This is a genomic window from Tenacibaculum sp. AHE14PA, from assembly GCF_019278465.1.
Taxonomy (GTDB): Bacteria; Bacteroidota; Bacteroidia; order Flavobacteriales; family Flavobacteriaceae; genus Polaribacter; species Polaribacter bernardetii.
Genome location: NZ_CP058983.1, coordinates 347,145 through 366,929, shown reverse-complemented (window position 1 = coordinate 366,929; position 19,785 = coordinate 347,145). Strand labels below are relative to the sequence as shown.

Below are 19,785 nucleotides of genomic sequence, written 5' to 3'. Positions count from 1 at the left end.
GATACGCGTTTTAAAAGTTTATTTTTTCTTTAATCTTGTAGTGCTTTTGTTGCGTATTACTTTTAATAATTAATTCTCCTAAAAAACCTGCCAAGAACAATAAGGTTCCTAAAATCATAGAAGTTAAAGCAATATAAAACCAAGGATTATTGGTTACCAAAATGGTTTTTATACCTGTAGATAAACGGTATATTTTCATAATTCCGATAAAAAAAGCAGCAAAGAAGCCGAAGATAAACATTAAACTTCCCCAAAGACCAAAAAAGTGCATTGGTCGTTTTCCGAACTTTGATAAAAATGAAATGGTAATTAAATCTAAAAATCCGTTTACAAAACGATCCATTCCAAATTTAGTAACACCATATTTTCGTGCTTGATGCTGCACTACTTTTTCGCCAATATTATTAAAACCTTCGTTTTTTGCTAAAACAGGAATGTAACGATGCATTTCGCCACTTACTTTTACTGTTTTTATTACTTCGTTTTTATAAGCTTTTAATCCACAATTAAAATCATTTAACTCTAAACCAGATGTTTTACGAGCTGCCCAATTAAATAGTTTTGATGGTATGTTTTTGGTTACAACATTATCATAACGTTTCTTTTTCCAACCAGAAATTAAATCGAAATTTTCGGCAATAATTAAATCGTATAATTCAGGTATTTCATCAGGGCTGTCTTGTAAATCGGCATCCATAGTAATAACAACATTTCCTTTTGCTAAACCAAAACCAGCATCTAAAGCTTGTGATTTACCATAGTTACGTTGAAAACGAATTCCTTTTACCGAGTTGTTTTTTGCTGATAATTCCTCAATTACTTGCCAAGAAGTATCGGTGCTACCATCATCAATAAATATAATTTCATATAAATAAGTATTGGATTGCATAACTTTTGCAATCCAATTGTGTAATTCTAGTAAAGATTCTTCTTCGTTAAGAAGTGGTATTACTACCGATATATCCATAGTGTTTTGTGCAAAAATTAAAAAGGTAAAGTTACAAAGTCTTTAATGAACTTTATGACTTTACCTTTTTAAAGTATTCTTAATATTGATCTTCTTCTGTTTTTTTCATAATAGCACCACCAATAGCTGAAATGATAAAACCAAAAAAAGCAGACATTACTATGGTTATAGGAATAGTAATAGCTGGACCTCCGAACTTTTTAGCCATTTCTTCCGAAGCTTCTATTTGCTCATCATTCATACCAGCATCCATCCAAGCTTGTTTTTGAATTTCCATTACTTGGTCTTGAAATCCTGGTTCTATAAAATTTGTGAAAATTAAGGTATAAACAGCGCTAATTACAGCACTAAATGCTGCAATTCCTACACCAACCTTTAAAGCTTGTCCGAAACTTAAAAAACCTCCATTATCTGTTTTAAACTTTTTAATACCTAAAACAATCAACGTAATCATTGCTACAAAACCTAAAATACCAGTTAACCAGCCTAATGAAATTAAGTTACCTGTTGCATAAAATACTAAATGAATAAATATTCCGATTAAACCTAAGTATAATCCGTAATTTAAAATAATGTTTTTACTGTTAGCTTGATTTTCCATGTTTGTGTAATTGATTTTTAGTTAGTTTAACAAATATATTATTTTGTTTTCGAATCGAGTTCTTTGAAAAAAAAGATTCTCAACAATGTATTAGTATTCAAAGAGTTAAAAATGTTACAAAAAAAAGCGTTTTTTTTTCATTGTTTTTATCAAAAAAGGCTGTAGATTTGCATCGGCAAGTCCTACACAACTAGCTCCCTTTGAATCCCCCAGGGCGGGAACGCAGCAAGGGTATTAGGTTGTAGCAGTGTGATGTAGGTAGCTTGCCTTTTTTTATGCCCTTTATTTTTTTAAATAAAGGGCATAATTGTTTTTGGCTTTACTGCTTTCTCAGCGTTTATTATCTAAATGCAAAAAACAATTCTCTTTTTTATTTATCATTTATATTAATATCACTTCTTGGGTGATGTAATTCTACTACTTCTTTTAAATAACTAGTATCTAAATGCACATAAATTTCGGTTGTTGTAATACTTTCATGTCCTAATAGTTGTTGTATAACTCGTAAATCTGCTCCGTTTTTTAGTAAATAGGTTGCAAAAGAATGGCGTAATGTATGCGGACCGATACTCTTTTTAAGATTTGTTTTTATAGCCAAATCCTTTAGTATAATAAAAATCATTTGTCGCGTTAATCGTTTTCCTCGCCTGTTTAAAAAAACGATATCCTCTTCTTCTTTCTTCGGATTAATTTTAGAACGAATCTCATCTATATAAAAATTTAAACGTTTTATGGTAGTATGATGTATGGGGACAAAACGGAATTTATTTCCTTTTCCTAAAACACGGATGTAACCGTCATCAAAAAATAAATCAGATAATTGTAAATTGATTAATTCGCTTACACGTAAACCACAACTAAAAATGGTTTCTATAATTGTTTTGTTTCTTTCGCCCTGCGGATGACTTAAATCAATCGCAGCAATTAAGTTATCAACTTCTTGTTTTTCTAACGTATCGGGTAGTTTACGCGTAATATTCGGACTCTCAATTAAATCGGTAGGGTTATCTTGGCGATAGTCTTCAAAAATTAAATAATCAAAAAAACTTCGCAAACCAGAAATTAAACGTGCCTGACTTTTCGAGTTGATACTTTTACTAGCGTCGTATATAAATTCTTGAATAATATCTGAAGTTATATGTATAGGTAAACTTTTATTTTTATGCACAGCAAGAAACGAAACTAGTTTTTTTACGTCTCTATTATAACTATCAATAGAGTTTTTAGAAAGTCCTCTTTCTATTTTTAAATAGTTTGTGTAATCAAATGTTGCTTGCTGCCAGTTCATTAGATTTTTTCTTGATGAGCTATTATATTTTACGGTAAAATTAGTAAACAAAAAATTAAAAATAAGCATTTAAAAACTATATAGTTACATTGATAAAGTAGATGAATTTAGTTTTTTTTTAAAAAAAATTTTGCCTGTCTTAAAAAAAGAAATATTTTTGTCGGACAAATTAATAAACAATAAAAATTTAAATTATGAAAAAAGTATTACTAGTTATTGCAATGGTAGCTGCAGGATTTACTGCAAATGCACAAGATGGCCAAACAGCTAAAGGGAAATTTTTAATCGAAGGAAATACAAACTTCGGTACAAATGCTTCTCATCTTTCTAACACAGGTTTTTCTTTGAACTCTGTATCTTTAGATGGAGTAGATGATTCAGTAACAACTTATAACTTAGGTTTAGAAGGAGGTTACTTTATTATGGACGATTTAGCTATTAAATTAGGGTTAGGTTTTGGAGGTTCTAGTGTTGATGGTGTTGATACTAAGTTTTCTTACAAAATTGGAGCTAAATATTATATTAGTAGTATGATTCCTGTACAAATTGATTATTCGGGAGCTTCTCAAGGAGATGCAGATGCTTCTTTCTTAGGATTACAAGCAGGTTATGCTATTTTCTTAGGAGATATGGTAAGTATTGAGCCAGGATTAAGATATAACTTAGGTTTAGGTGATAGCGACGGAGTTAATGTATTACAATTTAACGTTGGGTTTGCTTTGCATATCTAAGAATAAAATTACTTATTAAAAAGGGAAGCAGTTATGCCTCCCTTTTTTTATGCTTAAAATTTAAGTAGCCTATTTTTTATTTCATAAATTTGAAACATGAAAAAAATAATTATCATAAACGGACCAAACTTAAATTTGTTAGGTAAGCGTGAGCCTGAAATTTATGGTTCAAATTCTTTTGAAGACTTTTTTAAAGAGTTGCAAAAAAAGTACAAATCAGTTGAATTAGCTTATTTTCAGTCGAATATTGAGGGAGAAATTATTGATAAACTACATGAAGTAGGTTTTAATTATGATGGTGTTATTTTAAATGCTGCGGCTTATACACATACATCTGTTGGTATTGCTGATGCTGTAAAAGGTATTGAAACTCCGGTTATAGAAGTACATATTTCTAACGTGCATTCTCGCGAAGATTTTCGCCATGTAAGTTATATTGCTCCCAGTGCAAAAGGAGTAATTACAGGTTTTGGTTTACAAAGTTACGAATTAGCGATTCAGAGTTTTTTGTAAAAACCAAAATCTAATTCCCAGTAAAATTAATAAAGGAATTAAGGTGAAAGAGAATAATTGAGTTTTAGTAATCCAAATAATAGTTGCTATTCCTAAAAAAGCGAGTAGTGCTAAACAATACTTGGCAATCCATTTTGGTGTGGTTTTCTTTAGCAAAAAGAAAGCAATAAGTAAGTTTGGAAAAAAAGCCCATAAAAAATTAAAATTATTGGGAGCGGTAGTGTGGTTGGTGAAAAACCATAAATACACAATTAATAGCCCGATGATTCCTGTTGTAAAAAACAAAGAAAAATCTAACCATTTAGTTCTTTTTTTGTTTTTGTAATCTTTATAGGTGATAAATAAGCCAAATAAAGAAAGTAGTAAAATTATTAAAAACGGACTAACAGCATCACTTTTTGATTCTTTCTCTTCAAAATCTAATAAAATAATTGTTTTTAAGACTAAATTATCTTCTTTACCTTCTTTTAAAACCTTAGCATAATTTAAAGCTTCAAAAACATAATCAGGTAAATATAAATATTCGCTTGCAGTAGCAATTTTATCTAACCTGCTTCCTAAAGCAACATTAATACCTAAGCTTCCCCAACTGTTTTGATGAATTTCTTTATTCATTAATTGTCTTAAAGATAAATTTTCAGCAACAAAATCATCTTTAAAAATTAAATTATCACCCAAAACTTCTTTAATAATATCACGAGGCTTGGTAGCGCAATTGTCAAAATAAGGATCGTATAAATAACCTGCATTTTTAGGTAGTGCATTTGTTTCTAAAATACTAAAAAAATCATTCTTCTGATTTTGAGTTAAGTTTAAAATTTGCTCTTTAACCCAACGTTTATCTTGTTGACTGCTTTTTAAAGCTATATAAAATGGATATTTAACCAATTTGTATTTCATGTATCCTTTTGTGAAATCAACATAAAAAGTAGGATTGTCAAAGTCGAAAATTCCGTAATTATAAATTAAATCTAGTTGCGTAGCAGGATCTTTAACTCGTATTGCGGTATGACCAAACTTTTCATATAAAACCTCTCCAGGGCCAGATGTGATGATACTAATGTGCGAAAATTCAGACAAGCTCTTTGTGGCAACTATTTGCGAGAAAATAGCATTCGTACAAAATAATAATAGAAGAATTGAAGTGATTTTTTTTATCATAACTTGAATCTGAAAAGTAATTATTAGTAATACAAATATCTTAATAAAGATTAAAGAAATACTATTTATTAGGGCTATTATCTTTAAGAAGTAATGCCTAAATTTTCTTGTATAAATTTAACAATATTATTTTCTATCCATCTACTATCTGTATCATTAAATGAACTTATAAAACCTACGTGGCCACCGTAATTTGGAGTTAATAAATGAAAAATAGTTGAGTTTTTAGCTTCCTCAAAAGGATAACATTCTTTAGATAAAAAACTATCATCTAATGAGTTTATTAATAAAGAAGGTACTTTTATTTTGGGTATATATGGTTTAGCACTTGCTTTTATCCAGTAATCTTCAGAGCTTTTAAATCCGAAAACAGGCACTGTATATTGTTTTTCTAAATGACGAAATTTTGTTGCTTTAAATAATAAAGCTTTATTTAAATTAAATTCGGGAAACTTTTCTGCTTTTTCAAGCATTTTAAGTTTTATAGACTTTATAAATTCGTTTAAATAAATTTTGTTTTTTAGTTTCAATAACTCCGCTTGTGAACTTGTTAAATCAATAGGAACAGAAACAGCAATTCCGCCTTTAACTTCAGTAGGAATATTATCATATTCTCCTAAATATTTTAAAGTTAAATTCCCACCAAGACTAAAACCTACAATAATTATATTTTCGTAATTATAATTGGATGTAAGGTGTTTAATAATAAAATCTACATCATCTGTTTTTCCGCTATGATAGGTTTCTAATAAGAGGTTATCTTCACCACTACAACTGCGCAGGTTCATGCAAACTGTGTCAAAACCAGTTTCATTTAAATGATTGGCGGTTGTAATCATGTAATTAGATTGCGCACTTCCTTCTAAACCATGAATTAACAGCACTAATGTTTTAGAACCGATACAAGAAAAGTCTAAATCTATAAAATCAGCATCCCAAGTGATCAATCTTTTTCGTTGGTATTTAATTGTATCCTTCATAAACAAAGGACGATACATTGTGTTAAAATGTGCACTTTTAAAAGGAAGACTCGGATTAAAATCAGTAGTAAGAATAGGCATGGTTTTCGAATTATAGCAAGTGTTTACAAATATGATAAAAAAATAGTAAAATGTAAAACTGATAAAATGATTTCTTATTTTCGCCTTAAATATTAAAAATCGATGAAAAAACATATTCCGAACTTATTAACATTAGGGAATTTACTAAGTGGTACAATTGCTATAATCTTTGCTCTTAAAGGCGATTTTGTAGGAACCGCTGTTTTGGTAACAGCAGGAATTGTATTTGATTTTTTTGATGGTTTTGTAGCTAGAATGTTAAATGTACAGGGTGAATTAGGTAAGCAATTAGATAGCTTGGCTGATATGGTAACAAGTGGAGTAGTGCCAGGTATTGTAATGTTGCAGCTTTTAATTAGTAGCTTAGGAGTTAATGAAGTAAGTTATTTTGCAACAGATGGCAATGGTAGTAATTTGCCATATATAGGTTTGTTATTAACTTTAGGAGCATGTTATAGATTGGCTAATTTTAATATTGATACAAGACAGTCAGATTCTTTTATTGGTTTACCAACACCTGCAATGACATTATTAGTGATTTCTTTACCGTTAATAGTTGAGTTTTCTAATCAATCTTTTTTTATTGATTTAATAACGAATCAATATTTTTTGATAGCAGTAACAGTATTATTGACTTTTTTAATGAATGCTGAAATTCCGTTGTTTGCTTTAAAATTTAAAAGCTTCAGATTTAAAGAAAATGCATTAAAATATATCTTTTTAGCACTGTCTATTATACTTTTAATAGTTATTAAATTTGTGGCAGTGCCTTTAATAATATTATTATACGTAGGATTATCAATGTTTAATAATTTAAAGAAAGCGTAATTTATAATTAAATATAGAACAAAAAAAAGGAGCTATTAAGCTCCTTTTTTTGTAGGTTTTAACGTTAAAACTTTTTCTTTTTTAGTTCGAAATCTTTACCAAGATAAACGCGACGTACAGTTTCATCTTCTGCTAATTCTTCGGGAGTTCCTTCTTTTAAAATACTTCCATTATACATTAAGTAAGTTCTATCGGTAATTGCTAGTGTAGCTTGCACATCATGATCGGTAATTAAAATACCAATGTTTTTTGTTTTAAGCTTAGCCACAATTCCCTGAATATCTTCTACCGCAATAGGATCTACACCCGCAAAAGGTTCATCTAATAAAATAAACTTCGGGTCAGAAGCTAAACAACGTGCAATTTCTGTTCTACGACGTTCACCACCAGAAAGTAAATCTCCGCGGTTTTTACGAACATGATCTAAACTAAATTCATCAATTAATTCTTCTAAACGTTTTTTTCTTTCTGATTTAGATCTATTAGTAAATTCTAAAACCGACATGATGTTATCTTCTACAGATAATTTTCTAAAAACAGACGCTTCTTGCGCTAAATACCCAATTCCTTTTTGAGCACGTTTATACATTGCATCATCAGTGATTTCTTCATCATCTAAATAAATGTTACCAAAATTTGGTTTTACCATTCCAACAATCATGTAAAAAGAAGTTGTTTTACCGGCTCCGTTTGGCCCTAATAAACCAATGATTTCTCCTTGTTCTACTTCTAACGAAATACCTTTTACAACCTTTCTACTGCCATAAAGCTTTTGTATGTTATCTGCTCTTAATTTCATTGATTATTAATTGCTTTTTTTTGATAAATGATTGTACTAAAATACAGAAAAACTATAAATTGATAGCTTAATTATTTGTTAACTATTCTCTTCTAATGATTCCCAAAATTCAACCGCACGTCGTAAATGCGGAATTAAAATGGTTCCACCAACCAAAGTAGCAATACCCATAGTTTCCATCATTTCTTCTTTTGTTACTCCGTTTTTATGAGCAGTTTCTAAATGATAGGCAATACAATCATCGCAACGTAAAACTGCAGATGCTACTAAACCTAGTAACTCTTTAGTTTTTGTTGGTAAATGACCTTCTTTAAATGCATTTGTATCTAAATTAAAAATACGTTTGATAATTTTATTATCACCCGCTAAAATTTTATCATTCATTTTAGCACGGTAGTCGTTAAACTCTTGGACTTTTTGAGACATTCTTTTTATTTTGTTTTTTTAAGACATATTGTGATACATGAATACTTATTTCATATAGTATCATTATTGGAACCGAAACGATTACTTGACTAGCAACGTCTGGCGGTGTTATAATTGCTGATAATACTAAAACTACAACTAATGCGTGTTTACGATATTTACGTAAAAATTCAGGTGTTATCAATCCTATTTTAGTTAGAAAAAAGATAACAACAGGTAGTTCGAAAAAGATAGCTACCCCTAACAAGGTATTTGTTATTAAACCGATATAGGCTTCTAGTTTAAAATTATTTTCAATAACATTAGATATTTCAAAGTTGTAAAAGAAATATACAGACATTGGTAAAATAATATAATAACTAAAAAGGATTCCTAAAAAGAATAAAAATGAAGAAGTGAAAATAAAACCTCTTGATTTTTTTCTTTCAGCGCTATGTAATCCGGGAGCTATAAATCGCCAGAACTCCCATAATATATAAGGAAAAGAAACTACAAATCCTAGAATTAAAGAAGACCAAATACCGGTCATCAATTGTTGTGTAGGGTTTAAAGCTTGTAGGGTTTGTTTAAAATTTATAGTACAAAAGCTACTATCAATACCTATAGCTGTAAATACATTACAGAAAAATTGATAAGTAGCAAAATCTGGTTTTAAATGCGCTAATAAAATTTCGTTAAAAACAAAATTAATATTAGCAAAAATAAGAACTGCAACAATAAAAATTGCCGCAAAACTTCTTACCAAATGCCATCTTAATTCTTCGAGGTGGTCTAAAAAAGACATTTCTTTTACAGCCATTTTAAAATATATCTTCTTTTATTAAATTATGTAAATAATGATACTCATCACTATTATTTAAATTGAAAATAAAATTTACAGCATCAACAAACGAACTATCTAATAATTTTGCTAAATTAGCAATAGCATTACTTTCTAAAAGTATGGTTTCTTTTGCTGTTGAGAGAATTGCGTTTGCGTCTTTCAAGTTAAAAAAGTTTTTAGTAATTTATAGAGTGTAAAAATAAGAATATTTAAGAAGAAAACTTTTTAATAAAAATAAAATTTACCTAGTTAGTGTAAAGTTTTTTTGTAAATTGGTTTGCATTTTTAATTTTTGATATTAGGAGATGAATATAGAGCAGTCGGAGTTATATGGATCATTAAAAAAAATATTTGGTTTTAACCAATTTAAAGGTCTACAAGAAAAAGTTGTTAAGAGTATTTTAAACAACGAAAATACATTCGTAATAATGCCTACTGGCGGAGGGAAATCTCTTTGCTATCAGTTGCCAGCATTAATGAAAGAAGGAACAGCAATAGTTGTTTCTCCTTTAATAGCTTTGATGAAAAATCAAGTAGATGCTATTAGAGGGATTTCTGAAGAACATGGAATTGCCCATGTACTAAACTCTTCATTAAATAAATCGGAAGTAGCACAAGTAAAGGCGGACATTGAAAACGGCATAACAAAACTTTTATATGTTGCGCCTGAATCTTTGGTAAAAGAAGAATATGCTGAGTTTTTAAGGAGCCAAACAATCTCTTTTGTAGCAATTGATGAAGCGCATTGTATTTCGGAATGGGGTCATGATTTTAGACCTGAGTATAGAAACTTACGTACAATTATCAAACAGATTGATAATGTGCCTATTATTGGTCTAACAGCTACAGCAACAGAAAAAGTGCAAGAAGATATTCTTAAAACTTTAGGAATGAGTGATGCAAACGTTTTTAAAGCGTCGTTTAATAGAGCCAATTTATTTTATGAAGTTAGACCAAAGACTAAAGATGTAGAAAAAGATATTATTCGTTTTATAAAACAACGAATAGGTAAAACCGGAATTATATACTGTTTAAGTCGTAAAAAGGTAGAAGAAATAGCACAAGTTTTACAAGTAAACGGTATAAATGCACTTCCTTATCATGCCGGATTAGATGCCAAAAAAAGAGCAAGACATCAAGATATGTTTTTGATGGAAGATTGTGATGTTATTGTCGCTACGATTGCTTTCGGAATGGGAATTGATAAGCCAGATGTTCGTTACGTTATTCACCATGATATTCCTAAAAGTTTAGAAAGTTATTACCAAGAAACTGGTCGTGCAGGGCGTGATGGAGGAGAAGGGTATTGTTTAACTTTTTACTCATATAAGGACATAGAAAAACTAGAGAAGTTTATGGCAAACAAACCTGTAGCAGAACAGGAAGTTGGTCATGCATTACTGCAAGAAGTTGTTGGTTATGCAGAAACGTCTATGAACAGACGTAAATACATATTGCATTATTTTGGCGAAGAGTTTGATGCAGTAAACGGAGAAGGAGCAGAAATGGATGACAATATGAGAAATCCAAAAAAGCAACACGAAGCAAAAGAAGAAGTAAAAACATTATTATCTGTAATTAGGGATACTAACGAAATGTATAAGCCTAAAGAGGTTGTGAATACAATAATAGGTTCGCAAAATGCATTATTAAAATCACATAAAACAACGGCACAACCTTTTTTCGGAATCGGAAAAGATAAAAACAATCATTATTGGATGGCGTTAATCCGCCAGATATTGGTGGTAGATTTAATTAAGAAAGAAATTGAACAATACGGCGTTTTAAAGTTAACCAAAAAAGGAAAGGAATTTATAAAAAATCCAACCTCTTTTATGATGACTGAAAATCATGTGTATGCTACAGATGATGCAGGAATAATTATTGCAAATCAAAAATCAGCAGGTGGTGTAGATGCTAAATTGGTCGCTATGTTAAAAGATTTACGTAAAAGTGTAGGTAAGAGTTTAGGAGTGCCTCCTTTTGCAGTTTTTCAAGATCCGTCTTTAAATGATATGGCTTTAAAATACCCAATAACATTAGAAGAATTGTCTAAAGTTCACGGTGTAGGAGAAGGTAAATCTAAGAAATTCGGTAAAGATTTTGTAAAACTTATTACAAGTTATGTTGCCGAAAATGATATTATGCGCCCTGATGATTTAATCGTTAAGAGTATAGGTGTAAATTCTGGATTAAAGCTTTTTATTATTCAGAATACAGATAGAAAATTACCTTTAGAGGATATTTCTAAATCAAAAGGGCTAAGCATGGCAGAGTTGTTAAAAGAAATGGAAGCAATTGTGTTTTCTGGAACTAAATTAAATATAGATTATGCCGTTGAAGACTTGTTAGATGAAGATCAACAAGAAGAAATACATGATTATTTTATGGAATCTGAAACAGATAAAATTCAAGAGGCATTAGATGAATTTGATGGTGATTATGACGAAGATGAATTGCGTTTAATGCGTATTAAATTTACAAGTGAAATAGCAAATTAAAATAATCTACTAATGAATACCAAAGTACTAGATTATATTACCGCTAAAAATAAATGGACGCAAGAGTTAAAGCTCTTGCGTTCTGTTTTATTAGAATTATCATTAGAAGAAACTATTAAATTGGGAGCTCCAGTTTATGTTTATAAAAATAAAAACATTGTGGGTTTGTCTGCTTTTAAAAATTATTGTGGACTTTGGTTTTTTCAAGGAATGTTTTTAAATGATGATAAAAAAGTATTGAAAAATGCGCAAGAAGAAAAAACACATGCGATGCGTCAATGGCAGTTTTGTGCATTAAACAAAATTGATGTAGATTTAGTGAAGGAATATGTATTAGAAGCTATTAAGAATTCTGAAAACGGAAAAGAATTTAAACCAATTAAAAACACTAAACCGTTAATAATTCCAACTGAATTGCAAATGGCATTAGATGATGATGATGCTTTAAGAGCGTGTTTTGCTAATTTTTCACTTAGTAAAAAAAGAGAGTATGCAAATTATATTTCTGAAGCAAAACGAGAAACAACGAAGTATAAAAGGTTAGATAAAATTACACCTATGATTCTAAAAGGAATGGGACTTCATGATAAATATAAAAACTGCTAGTTTATTGTAATCTTATCAATAGTTGTGGTAGAATCACATCTAATAACATATAAATCGATATGTTTTAAACTGTCTTTTCCTGTAATAAAGTACTCAGGGCAAGGTTTTAAACGAGGTTTACTTTTACCGAAATCTACATCTCCATTTTTTAAAATTGCAGATACCGTAGCAGTATCAATAGCAGAATTTGTTAAAACCTGTACTGCTTTATCAGAAAACAATCTTTTTCTAATACGAATTGTTTTTAAGGTACGCGCATCCATTCCATAATCAAAAGAAACATCTTTACCCTTCCAAATAAATAAGACAATTAAAGAACCGAAACCTAATCCGATTGCATAATAACCAAAACGTTTTAAAAATTGCATAGTAAAATTTTGTGATCGCAAAAGTAAGAAAAAAACAGGTTATAAAATCAATAAATTAATATCTCTATAAGGCAAGTCAAACCAATCAGCTACCGTTTTATTTGTTAGAATTCCGTGATAAAAATACATTCCGTTACGTAAACTTCTATCAAAACGAGCCGCATTTTCAAATCCGCCTTCTTCTGCAATATTCAATAGGTATGGAGTAAATATATTACTAATAGAAACCGAAGCAGTACGTGCATATCGCGAAGGAATGTTTGGTACACAATAATGAATTACACCATGTTGGGTAAAAGTAGGTTTACTGTGTGTAGTAATTTTTGAAGTTTCAAAACAGCCACCACAATCAATACTTACATCAACAATAACGGCTCCATCTTTCATTTGTTCAATCATGTGTTCTGTAACAATTACAGGAGAGCGCTCTTTACCTCTAATAGCACCAACAACAACATCACAGCGCATTAAAGCTTTAGTTAATGTTTTGGGCTGAACAGTAGAGGTGTATATTGGAGATTGCAAACAGTGTTGTAATTTCCTTAATTTGGTAATAGAATTATCAAAAACCTTTACACGAGCTCCTAATCCGATAGCAGAACGTGCAGCGAATTCACCAACAGTACCTGCTCCTAAAATTACTACATCACTAGGAGGAACACCACCAATATTTCCTAATAATAAACCATTACCACCGTTAGATGTTGTCATTAATTCGGCTGCGATATGCATAGAAGCAATCCCCGCAATTTCACTTAATGATTTTACGATTGGGTACACTCCGTGTTCGTCTTTTATATAATCAAAAGCTACAGCAGTGATTCGTTTATTAGCCAAAGCTTCAAAATATTTTTTATCTTGAGTTTTGAGCTGCAATGCAGATATTAAAACTGTTTGCGGATTTAACATTTTAATTTCCTCTAAAGAAGGAGGGGCTACTTTTAAAACAATAGTACACCCAAAAGCTTCTTTTGTATTGTAGGCTATTTTAGCACCAGCATCAGAATATTCTTTATCACTATAATTAGCACCATCACCAGCGCCAGCTTCAACAACAACTCTATGGCCGTTTTCAACCAAAGCAGAAACAGCATCGGGAGACAAACTAATACGTTTTTCCTCAAAATGCGTTTCTTTAGGTAAGCCAATAAATAATTCGCCTTTTTGTCTTTTTATTTCAAGCATTTCAGGTTGCGGCATTAATTGCTCTTTGGTAAAAGGCGAAATAGAACTCATTATAACTAGTTGTTTGTTAGTTGGATATTACGTTGACCGTTCTCTAAAAGATTAATTTTTACAGTAACAGCATCTAAAGGTAGTAAATTTTTAACATTTTCAGGCCATTCAATTAGGCACCAATTATTGCTATATAAATAATCTTCAACGCCCATATCGTAAGCTTCTTCTTCGTGTTCGATGCGATAAAAATCAAAATGATAAACAATATCACTATTAGTTGTTTGATACTCGTTTACCAGAGAGAAAGTAGGTGAGTGCGCAGCATCTTCGACACCCAAAACTTTGCAAATTTCTTTTATTAAAGTTGTTTTACCAACACCCATATCACCATAAAAAAGCAATACTTTATTCTGAGCATTTTTAACAATGTCTTCAGCTATTAGGGTTAATTCGTTTAAAGAATAATTTTTGTTCATAGCAAGCAAAAATAGAAAACTATAATATATTTATAAAATTATTTAGGACTATATATAGCACATGGAATAATTACTTCTTCTAATGATACACCGCCATGCTGATAAGTGTTTTTAAAGTACTTTACAAAATGATTATAATTATTAGGATAGGCAAAAAACAAATCTTCTCTGGCAAAAATAAACGGGCTATTTATAGCAATACTAGGTAAAAAGATATCTTTGGGATTCTTAACAGCAAACACATCTTTGTCTTCATAACTTAAGCTCCTGCCTGTTTTGTAACGTAAATTAGAACTGATGTTTTTGTCACCAACTACTTTTGTCGGGTTTTTAGCATTTATAGTACCATGATCGGTAGTAATAATTAGTTTTTGACCCAGTTTTTGTGCTTTCTGAATAATATCATATAAAGGAGAGTTTTTAAACCAACTAACAGACAACGATCTATATGCCTTGTCATCACCAGCAAGCTCTTTAATAACTTCCATTTCTGTTTTAGCATGCGATAACATGTCTACAAAATTATAAACAACCACTGTTAAATCATTTTGTTTTGTACCGTTATAGTTATCTGCTAATTCTTTACCACTTTTAAGTGATACAATTTTATAATATTCGTGTTTAATGTTTAATTTTAATCTTTTTATTTGAGCATCTAAAAAATCTGGCTCAAATAAGTTTTTCCCACCTTCATCTGTGTCATTTCTCCAAAAATCAGGATGTTTTTTTTCCATTTCAGAAGGCATCAATCCAGAAAAAATAGCATTACGAGCATATTGTGTTGCTGTAGGTAAAATACTATAATAAGAATGTTCCTCTTCTTTTTTATAATAATTATTGATAAAAGGCTCTAAAACGCGATATTGATCGTAACGAAGATTATCAATAACAACCAATAAAACTCCTTGCTCTTTTGATAGCGTAGGAACTACATAGTCTTTAAATAATGTGTGAGAAAAAGTGGGTTTATCATCACTAGTAAGCCAATTTTGATAATTTTTTTTGATGAATTTAAAAAACTGTGAATTCGCTTCTGATTTCTGAGATTCTAAAATCTCTAGCATTCCGGTATCATTAATATTCTCTAACTCTAATTCCCAATGCACTAATTTTTTATATAACTCTGCCCATTCTTCATAAGAATTTACCATGGCTAAATCCATCGATATTTTTCTGAACTCTTGTTGATAATTAGAAGTGGTTTTTTCGGAGATTAAACGAGAATGATCTAAGTTTTTCTTTAAGCTTAATAATATCTGATTCGGATTTACAGGTTTTATTAAATAATCTGCTATTTTAGATCCTATAGCTTCTTCCATTATATATTCTTCTTCACTTTTGGTAATCATCACTACAGGAAGATTTGCGTTTTTTTGTTTGATGGCAGCCAGTGTTTCTAAACCAGTGATTCCTGGCATATTTTCATCTAAAAAAACAATATCGAAATTTTGTTCATCAACTAAATCTATTGCATCAGCGCCATTTGTAGATGTTGTTACCACATAATTTTTCTTTTCTAAAAACAAAATGTGTGGTTTTAATAAATCTATTTCATCATCAACCCAAAGTATATCTATATTTCTCATCATAATTTTCATGTCTTTATACTAAATTAACGCTCTTAAATGTATTTGTTGTACATCTAAAAGCTAAAAATACGTTAATAAAGCTTTTGTTAATTTGGTTTTGTAGATAAATTATGATTCTTTTGTTTAAAATTGAAATATTAAGATATTTTGAACAGTCAGAAAACGAACAAATTAAAGATTATAAACGATCCTATTTACGGCTTTATAACCATTCCAAATTCTTTAATATTTGATATTATAGAGCATCCTTATTTTCAACGATTAAGAAGGGTTACACAAATGGGGTTATCTAGTATGGTGTATCCCGGTGCTAATCATACGCGCTTTCACCACGCAATTGGCTGTATGCATTTAATGCAAAAAGCAGTATACATATTAAGGAATAAAAATGTAACTATTTCGGATGAAGAAGCAAACGCTTTGTATGTAGCTATTTTATTACATGATATTGGTCATGGTGCTTTTTCTCATGCTTTAGAACATAGTATTGTTAATGGCGTTTCACACGAGGAGATTTCATTAAAATTTATGAGAGTTTTAAATGATGAATTTGATGGACAATTAAATTTGGCTATTCAAATTTTTGAAGGAAAATATCATAGAGAATTTTTATACCAGTTAATATCAAGTCAATTAGATATTGATCGATTAGATTATTTAAAAAGAGATAGTTTTTATACAGGAGTTACCGAAGGTAATATTTCTTCAGATCGTTTAATTGCAATGATGAATGTTGTAAATGATGAATTAGTTATAGAGCAAAAAGGAATTTATTCTGTCGAAAAATTTATTATTGCGCGTCGTTTAATGTACTGGCAAGTTTATTTGCATAAAACAGGTTTGGTTGCCGAAAGCACGCTAGTAAACGTATTAAAAAGAGCCAAAGAATTAGCTACAAAAGGAGTTGATTTACCTGCCGGAAGTGCCTTGAAGCATTTTTTATACAACCCAATAACCGAAAGTAATTTCACTAATAAAACATTAAAAATATTTTCGGAATTAGATGACTATGATGTAATGTCGGCAATAAAAGAATGGGTGCATCATGAAGATTTTGTACTTTCTTCTTTAGCAAAAATGATTATTCATAGAAATCTTTTAAAGATAGAAATGCAAGATGAAGCCTTTACAGAAAAGTATAAAAATGAAATTTACAAAAAGATTTCAGAAAATAAAGGTATTGAGAAAGAGGATTTAAATTATTTTGTTTTATCAAATAAAATAAAACATCAAGCATATAATACTAATAAACCTATAAAAATTTACACAAAAAAAGGCAAATTAAAAGATATCGCAAAAGCTTCTGATCAACTAAATTTAAAGGCTTTATCTAAACCAGTTATAAAATACTATTTATGTTATCCTAAAAAAACTAGTTTAATTTAATTGTTAAGTAATTCTAACTAGAGGTAATTAAACAAAAATAATTACTTTTGCATTCAATGAAATTTACAGCAGAACAAATAGCGGGTATATTAGAAGGAGAAATTATAGGTGATTCTAACGCAGAAGTATCTAAACTTTCAAAGATAGAAGAAGGTACAGAGGGTTCTCTTACTTTTTTATCTAATCCTAAATATAATTCATACATATATACTACTAATGCAAGTATCGCAATAGTAAACAAGAACTTTGAATTAGAAAGTGAAATAACTACAACCTTAATTAAGGTTGATGATGCTTATGCGTCATTTTCTAAATTATTAGAGTTTTATAATGAAGTTAAAAACAATAAACAAGGTAGAGAAAATCCGCATTTCATAGCTGATTCTGCATCTGTAGGAGAAAATGAATACATCGGAGCCTTTGCTTATATTGGAGAAAATGTTGTTTTAGGAAAAAATGTAAAAATTTACCCGAATTCTTATATAGGAGACAATACAAAAATAGGAGATAACACGACTATTTTTGCAGGAGTAAAAATTTATTCTGAAACTGAAATAGGATCGAATTGTAAAATTCATTCTGGAAGTGTTATTGGTTCAGACGGATTTGGATTTGCACCTACCGAAAGCGGTGAATATACAACGATACCTCAAATAGGAAATGTTATTATTGAAGATAATGTTGATATCGGAGCAAACTCAACAATAGATAGAGCTACATTAGGGGCTACAATTATTAGAAAAGGAGTAAAGCTAGACAACCAGATACAGGTTGCTCATAATGTTGAAATAGGTAAAAATACCGTAATAGCATCGCAAACTGGTATTGCAGGATCTGCAAAAATAGGTGAGAGTTGCATGATTGGTGGTCAGGTTGGTATTGTTGGACATATTACAATAGGTAATAATGTACGAATACAAGCACAATCAGGAATAGGTAAAAGTATAAAAGATAATGATGTAGTTCAAGGAACACCAGCATTTGGATATTCAGATTATAGTAAATCATACGTTAATTTTAAAAATTTACCAAAGCTAGCATCAACAGTATATAAAATTGAAAAAGAGTTAAATGCTCAAAAAATAAAAAATGAGTAAGCAACAAAAAACAATACAAAACGAAATTACATTATCTGGTGTAGGATTGCATACAGGTAATGAAGTAACAATGGTGTTTAAACCAGCTCCAATAAATCATGGATTTGCATTTGTAAGAGTTGATTTAGAAGGTTCACCTATAATACAAGCAAAAGCAGAATATGTAACCAATACTCAAAGAGGAACAAATATTGAGAATAAAGGTGTGCAAATTCAAACATCAGAGCATGTTTTAGCGGCAGCTGTAGGTTTAGATATCGATAATTTAATTATTGAGATTGATGCTTCAGAGCCTCCTATTATGGATGGTTCTTCAAAGTTTTTTATTAAAGCATTAGAAGAAGCAGTAATTGTAGAGCAAGATGCACCGATTGAAGAATATGTTGTAAAAGAAATTATTTCATACAAGGATGAAGCTACAGGTAGTGAAATTATCTTAATGCCTTCTGATGAGTATCAAGTAACTACAATGGTTGATTTTGGCACTAAAATTTTAGGAACTCAAAATGCAACTTTAGATAAAATTTCAGACTTTAAAGAACATATTTCAGCAGCAAGAACTTTTAGTTTTTTACATGAAATAGAAATGTTATTAGAGCATAACCTTATTAAAGGAGGTGATTTAAATAATGCAATTGTATATGTTGATAAAGAATTATCTGCAAGTACTACTGAAAAATTAAAGAAAGCTTTTAATAAAGAAGATATAAAAATACAGTCTAACGGAATTTTAGATAATCTAGAATTACATTGGGCAAACGAAGCAGCACGTCATAAATTATTAGACGTAATTGGAGATTTAGCATTAGTTGGTACTCGTATTAGAGGTAAAGTTATAGCTAATAAACCAGGCCATTTAGTGAACACTGTTTTTGCTAAGAAACTAGCCAAAATCATTAAATTAGAGAAACGTAATAACGTTCCTAAATATGACTTGAATCAGCCTCCATTAATGGATATTCACCAAATAATGGATGTTTTGCCTCACAGACCACCATTTTTATTAATTGATAGAATTTTAGAGTTATCAGATAAACATGTGGTTGGTATGAAAAATGTAACAATGAATGAAAATTTCTTTGTTGGTCATTTTCCAGGAGCACCAGTAATGCCAGGAGTTTTACAAGTAGAAGCAATGGCTCAATGTGGTGGTGTATTAGTATTAAATACAGTACCAGATCCAGAAAATTATTTAACATATTTCATGAAAATGAATAATGTTAAGTTTAAACAAAAAGTGTTGCCAGGGGATACTTTAACTTTTAAATGTGAATTGATAACACCTATTAGAAGAGGTATTTGTCATATGCAAGCGTATGCTTATGCAAACGGAAAAGTTGTAGCAGAAGCAGAATTAATGGCACAAATAGCAAAAAAACAATAGT

General features: G+C 30.1%; 21 protein-coding genes and 1 other RNA gene. 9 read left to right on the top strand and 13 right to left on the bottom strand.

Features of this window, described 5'->3' with window-relative positions; translation table 11 throughout:
- Positions 1-10: 10 nt before the first annotated feature.
- Both H0I30_RS01700 and H0I30_RS01695 read right to left on the bottom strand, forming a co-directional pair.
- Positions 11-967, bottom strand: coding sequence for a glycosyltransferase family 2 protein (locus H0I30_RS01700; protein WP_218772585.1), 957 nt, complete (start codon positions 965-967; stop codon positions 11-13).
- A 79-nt stretch (positions 968-1,046) separates the two neighbouring features.
- On the bottom strand, positions 1,047-1,568 hold the full coding sequence (locus tag H0I30_RS01695; RefSeq protein ID WP_218772584.1) for a DUF4199 domain-containing protein: 522 nt from the start codon (positions 1,566-1,568) through the stop codon (positions 1,047-1,049).
- Positions 1,569-1,741: 173 nt separating this feature from the next.
- Here H0I30_RS01695 and ffs point away from each other — a divergent pair.
- An RNA gene (gene ffs, locus H0I30_RS01690) (signal recognition particle sRNA small type) lies at positions 1,742-1,840 on the top strand.
- 98 nt (positions 1,841-1,938) lie between these two features.
- Here ffs and H0I30_RS01685 read toward each other — a convergent pair.
- Positions 1,939-2,856, bottom strand: a complete 918-nt coding sequence (locus tag H0I30_RS01685; RefSeq protein ID WP_218772583.1) for a tyrosine recombinase — start codon at positions 2,854-2,856, stop codon at positions 1,939-1,941.
- A gap of 194 nt (positions 2,857-3,050) precedes the next feature.
- Between H0I30_RS01685 and H0I30_RS01680 the strand changes: the two genes are divergently transcribed.
- Positions 3,051-3,587: a hypothetical protein gene (locus H0I30_RS01680; RefSeq protein WP_218772582.1), complete on the top strand. Its 537-nt coding sequence runs from the start codon at positions 3,051-3,053 to the stop codon at positions 3,585-3,587.
- Between the two features lie 96 nt (positions 3,588-3,683).
- The gene (gene aroQ, locus H0I30_RS01675) at positions 3,684-4,100 is read left to right on the top strand and encodes a type II 3-dehydroquinate dehydratase (RefSeq protein ID WP_218772581.1); all 417 of its coding nucleotides are present in this window, start codon (positions 3,684-3,686) and stop codon (positions 4,098-4,100) included.
- On the opposite strand, the gene H0I30_RS01670 is transcribed toward aroQ, so the two are convergent.
- Positions 4,077-5,261, bottom strand: a complete 1,185-nt coding sequence (locus H0I30_RS01670) for a DUF4105 domain-containing protein (protein ID WP_218772580.1) — start codon at positions 5,259-5,261, stop codon at positions 4,077-4,079. The genes aroQ and H0I30_RS01670 overlap by 24 nt on opposite strands.
- A gap of 83 nt (positions 5,262-5,344) precedes the next feature.
- A complete protein-coding gene (locus H0I30_RS01665; protein WP_218772579.1) occupies positions 5,345-6,322 on the bottom strand; it encodes a YheT family hydrolase in 978 nt (325 codons plus the stop codon).
- Positions 6,323-6,424: 102 nt separating this feature from the next.
- Here H0I30_RS01665 and H0I30_RS01660 point away from each other — a divergent pair, with 102 nt between their 5' ends.
- Positions 6,425-7,150 carry a phosphatidylcholine/phosphatidylserine synthase gene (locus H0I30_RS01660; protein WP_218772578.1) on the top strand — a complete coding sequence of 242 codons (726 nt, stop codon included), beginning with the start codon at positions 6,425-6,427 and terminating at the stop codon, positions 7,148-7,150.
- Between the two features lie 64 nt (positions 7,151-7,214).
- Here the strand turns inward: H0I30_RS01660 and lptB are convergent, their stop codons facing one another.
- From lptB to H0I30_RS01640, 4 genes are all read right to left on the bottom strand, one after another.
- Positions 7,215-7,949 (bottom strand): LPS export ABC transporter ATP-binding protein, encoded by a 735-nt coding sequence (gene lptB / locus H0I30_RS01655; protein WP_218772577.1) that lies wholly within the window; start codon positions 7,947-7,949, stop codon positions 7,215-7,217.
- A 78-nt stretch (positions 7,950-8,027) separates the two neighbouring features.
- Positions 8,028-8,375, bottom strand: a complete 348-nt coding sequence (locus tag H0I30_RS01650; protein WP_218772576.1) for a carboxymuconolactone decarboxylase family protein — start codon at positions 8,373-8,375, stop codon at positions 8,028-8,030.
- The gene (tatC, locus tag H0I30_RS01645) at positions 8,350-9,174 is read right to left on the bottom strand and encodes a twin-arginine translocase subunit TatC (RefSeq protein ID WP_218772575.1); all 825 of its coding nucleotides are present in this window, start codon (positions 9,172-9,174) and stop codon (positions 8,350-8,352) included. Before tatC ends, H0I30_RS01650 begins: the two co-directional genes overlap by 26 nt.
- 1 nt (position 9,175) lies before the next feature.
- A complete protein-coding gene (locus H0I30_RS01640; RefSeq protein WP_218772574.1) occupies positions 9,176-9,361 on the bottom strand; it encodes a hypothetical protein in 186 nt (61 codons plus the stop codon).
- A 142-nt stretch (positions 9,362-9,503) separates the two neighbouring features.
- Between H0I30_RS01640 and H0I30_RS01635 the strand changes: the two genes are divergently transcribed.
- Together H0I30_RS01635 and H0I30_RS01630 are read left to right on the top strand one after the other, a co-directional pair.
- Positions 9,504-11,699, top strand: a complete 2,196-nt coding sequence (locus tag H0I30_RS01635; protein ID WP_218772573.1) for an ATP-dependent DNA helicase RecQ — start codon at positions 9,504-9,506, stop codon at positions 11,697-11,699.
- Between the two features lie 12 nt (positions 11,700-11,711).
- Positions 11,712-12,305 carry a YdeI family protein gene (locus H0I30_RS01630; RefSeq protein ID WP_218772572.1) on the top strand — a complete coding sequence of 198 codons (594 nt, stop codon included), beginning with the start codon at positions 11,712-11,714 and terminating at the stop codon, positions 12,303-12,305.
- Here the strand turns inward: H0I30_RS01630 and H0I30_RS01625 are convergent.
- The 4 genes from H0I30_RS01625 to H0I30_RS01610 are packed head-to-tail and all read right to left on the bottom strand — an operon-like array spanning position 12,302 to position 15,914.
- Positions 12,302-12,673, bottom strand: coding sequence for a DUF4258 domain-containing protein (locus H0I30_RS01625; protein WP_218772571.1), 372 nt, complete (start codon positions 12,671-12,673; stop codon positions 12,302-12,304). The two genes, H0I30_RS01630 and H0I30_RS01625, sit on opposite strands and share 4 nt — an antisense overlap.
- Before the next feature lie 39 nt (positions 12,674-12,712).
- Positions 12,713-13,909, bottom strand: coding sequence for an alanine dehydrogenase (locus H0I30_RS01620; RefSeq protein WP_218772570.1), 1,197 nt, complete (start codon positions 13,907-13,909; stop codon positions 12,713-12,715).
- Positions 13,910-13,914: 5 nt separating this feature from the next.
- On the bottom strand, positions 13,915-14,328 hold the full coding sequence (gene tsaE / locus H0I30_RS01615; protein ID WP_218772569.1) for a tRNA (adenosine(37)-N6)-threonylcarbamoyltransferase complex ATPase subunit type 1 TsaE: 414 nt from the start codon (positions 14,326-14,328) through the stop codon (positions 13,915-13,917).
- Between the two features lie 38 nt (positions 14,329-14,366).
- Positions 14,367-15,914: a bifunctional response regulator/alkaline phosphatase family protein gene (locus H0I30_RS01610; protein WP_218773452.1), complete on the bottom strand. Its 1,548-nt coding sequence runs from the start codon at positions 15,912-15,914 to the stop codon at positions 14,367-14,369.
- 150 nt (positions 15,915-16,064) lie between these two features.
- On the opposite strand from H0I30_RS01610, the gene H0I30_RS01605 reads away from it, so the two are divergent.
- From H0I30_RS01605 to H0I30_RS01595, 3 genes are read left to right on the top strand one after another with little or no spacing between them, the layout of a single operon-like run.
- The gene (locus H0I30_RS01605; protein WP_218772568.1) at positions 16,065-17,303 is read left to right on the top strand and encodes an HD domain-containing protein; all 1,239 of its coding nucleotides are present in this window, start codon (positions 16,065-16,067) and stop codon (positions 17,301-17,303) included.
- A 56-nt stretch (positions 17,304-17,359) separates the two neighbouring features.
- On the top strand, positions 17,360-18,400 hold the full coding sequence (lpxD, locus tag H0I30_RS01600; protein WP_218772567.1) for a UDP-3-O-(3-hydroxymyristoyl)glucosamine N-acyltransferase: 1,041 nt from the start codon (positions 17,360-17,362) through the stop codon (positions 18,398-18,400).
- The gene (locus tag H0I30_RS01595; RefSeq protein ID WP_218772566.1) at positions 18,393-19,784 is read left to right on the top strand and encodes a bifunctional UDP-3-O-[3-hydroxymyristoyl] N-acetylglucosamine deacetylase/3-hydroxyacyl-ACP dehydratase; all 1,392 of its coding nucleotides are present in this window, start codon (positions 18,393-18,395) and stop codon (positions 19,782-19,784) included. The genes lpxD and H0I30_RS01595 overlap by 8 nt, the downstream gene beginning before the upstream one ends.
- The last annotated feature ends 1 nt before the right edge of the window (position 19,785 follow it).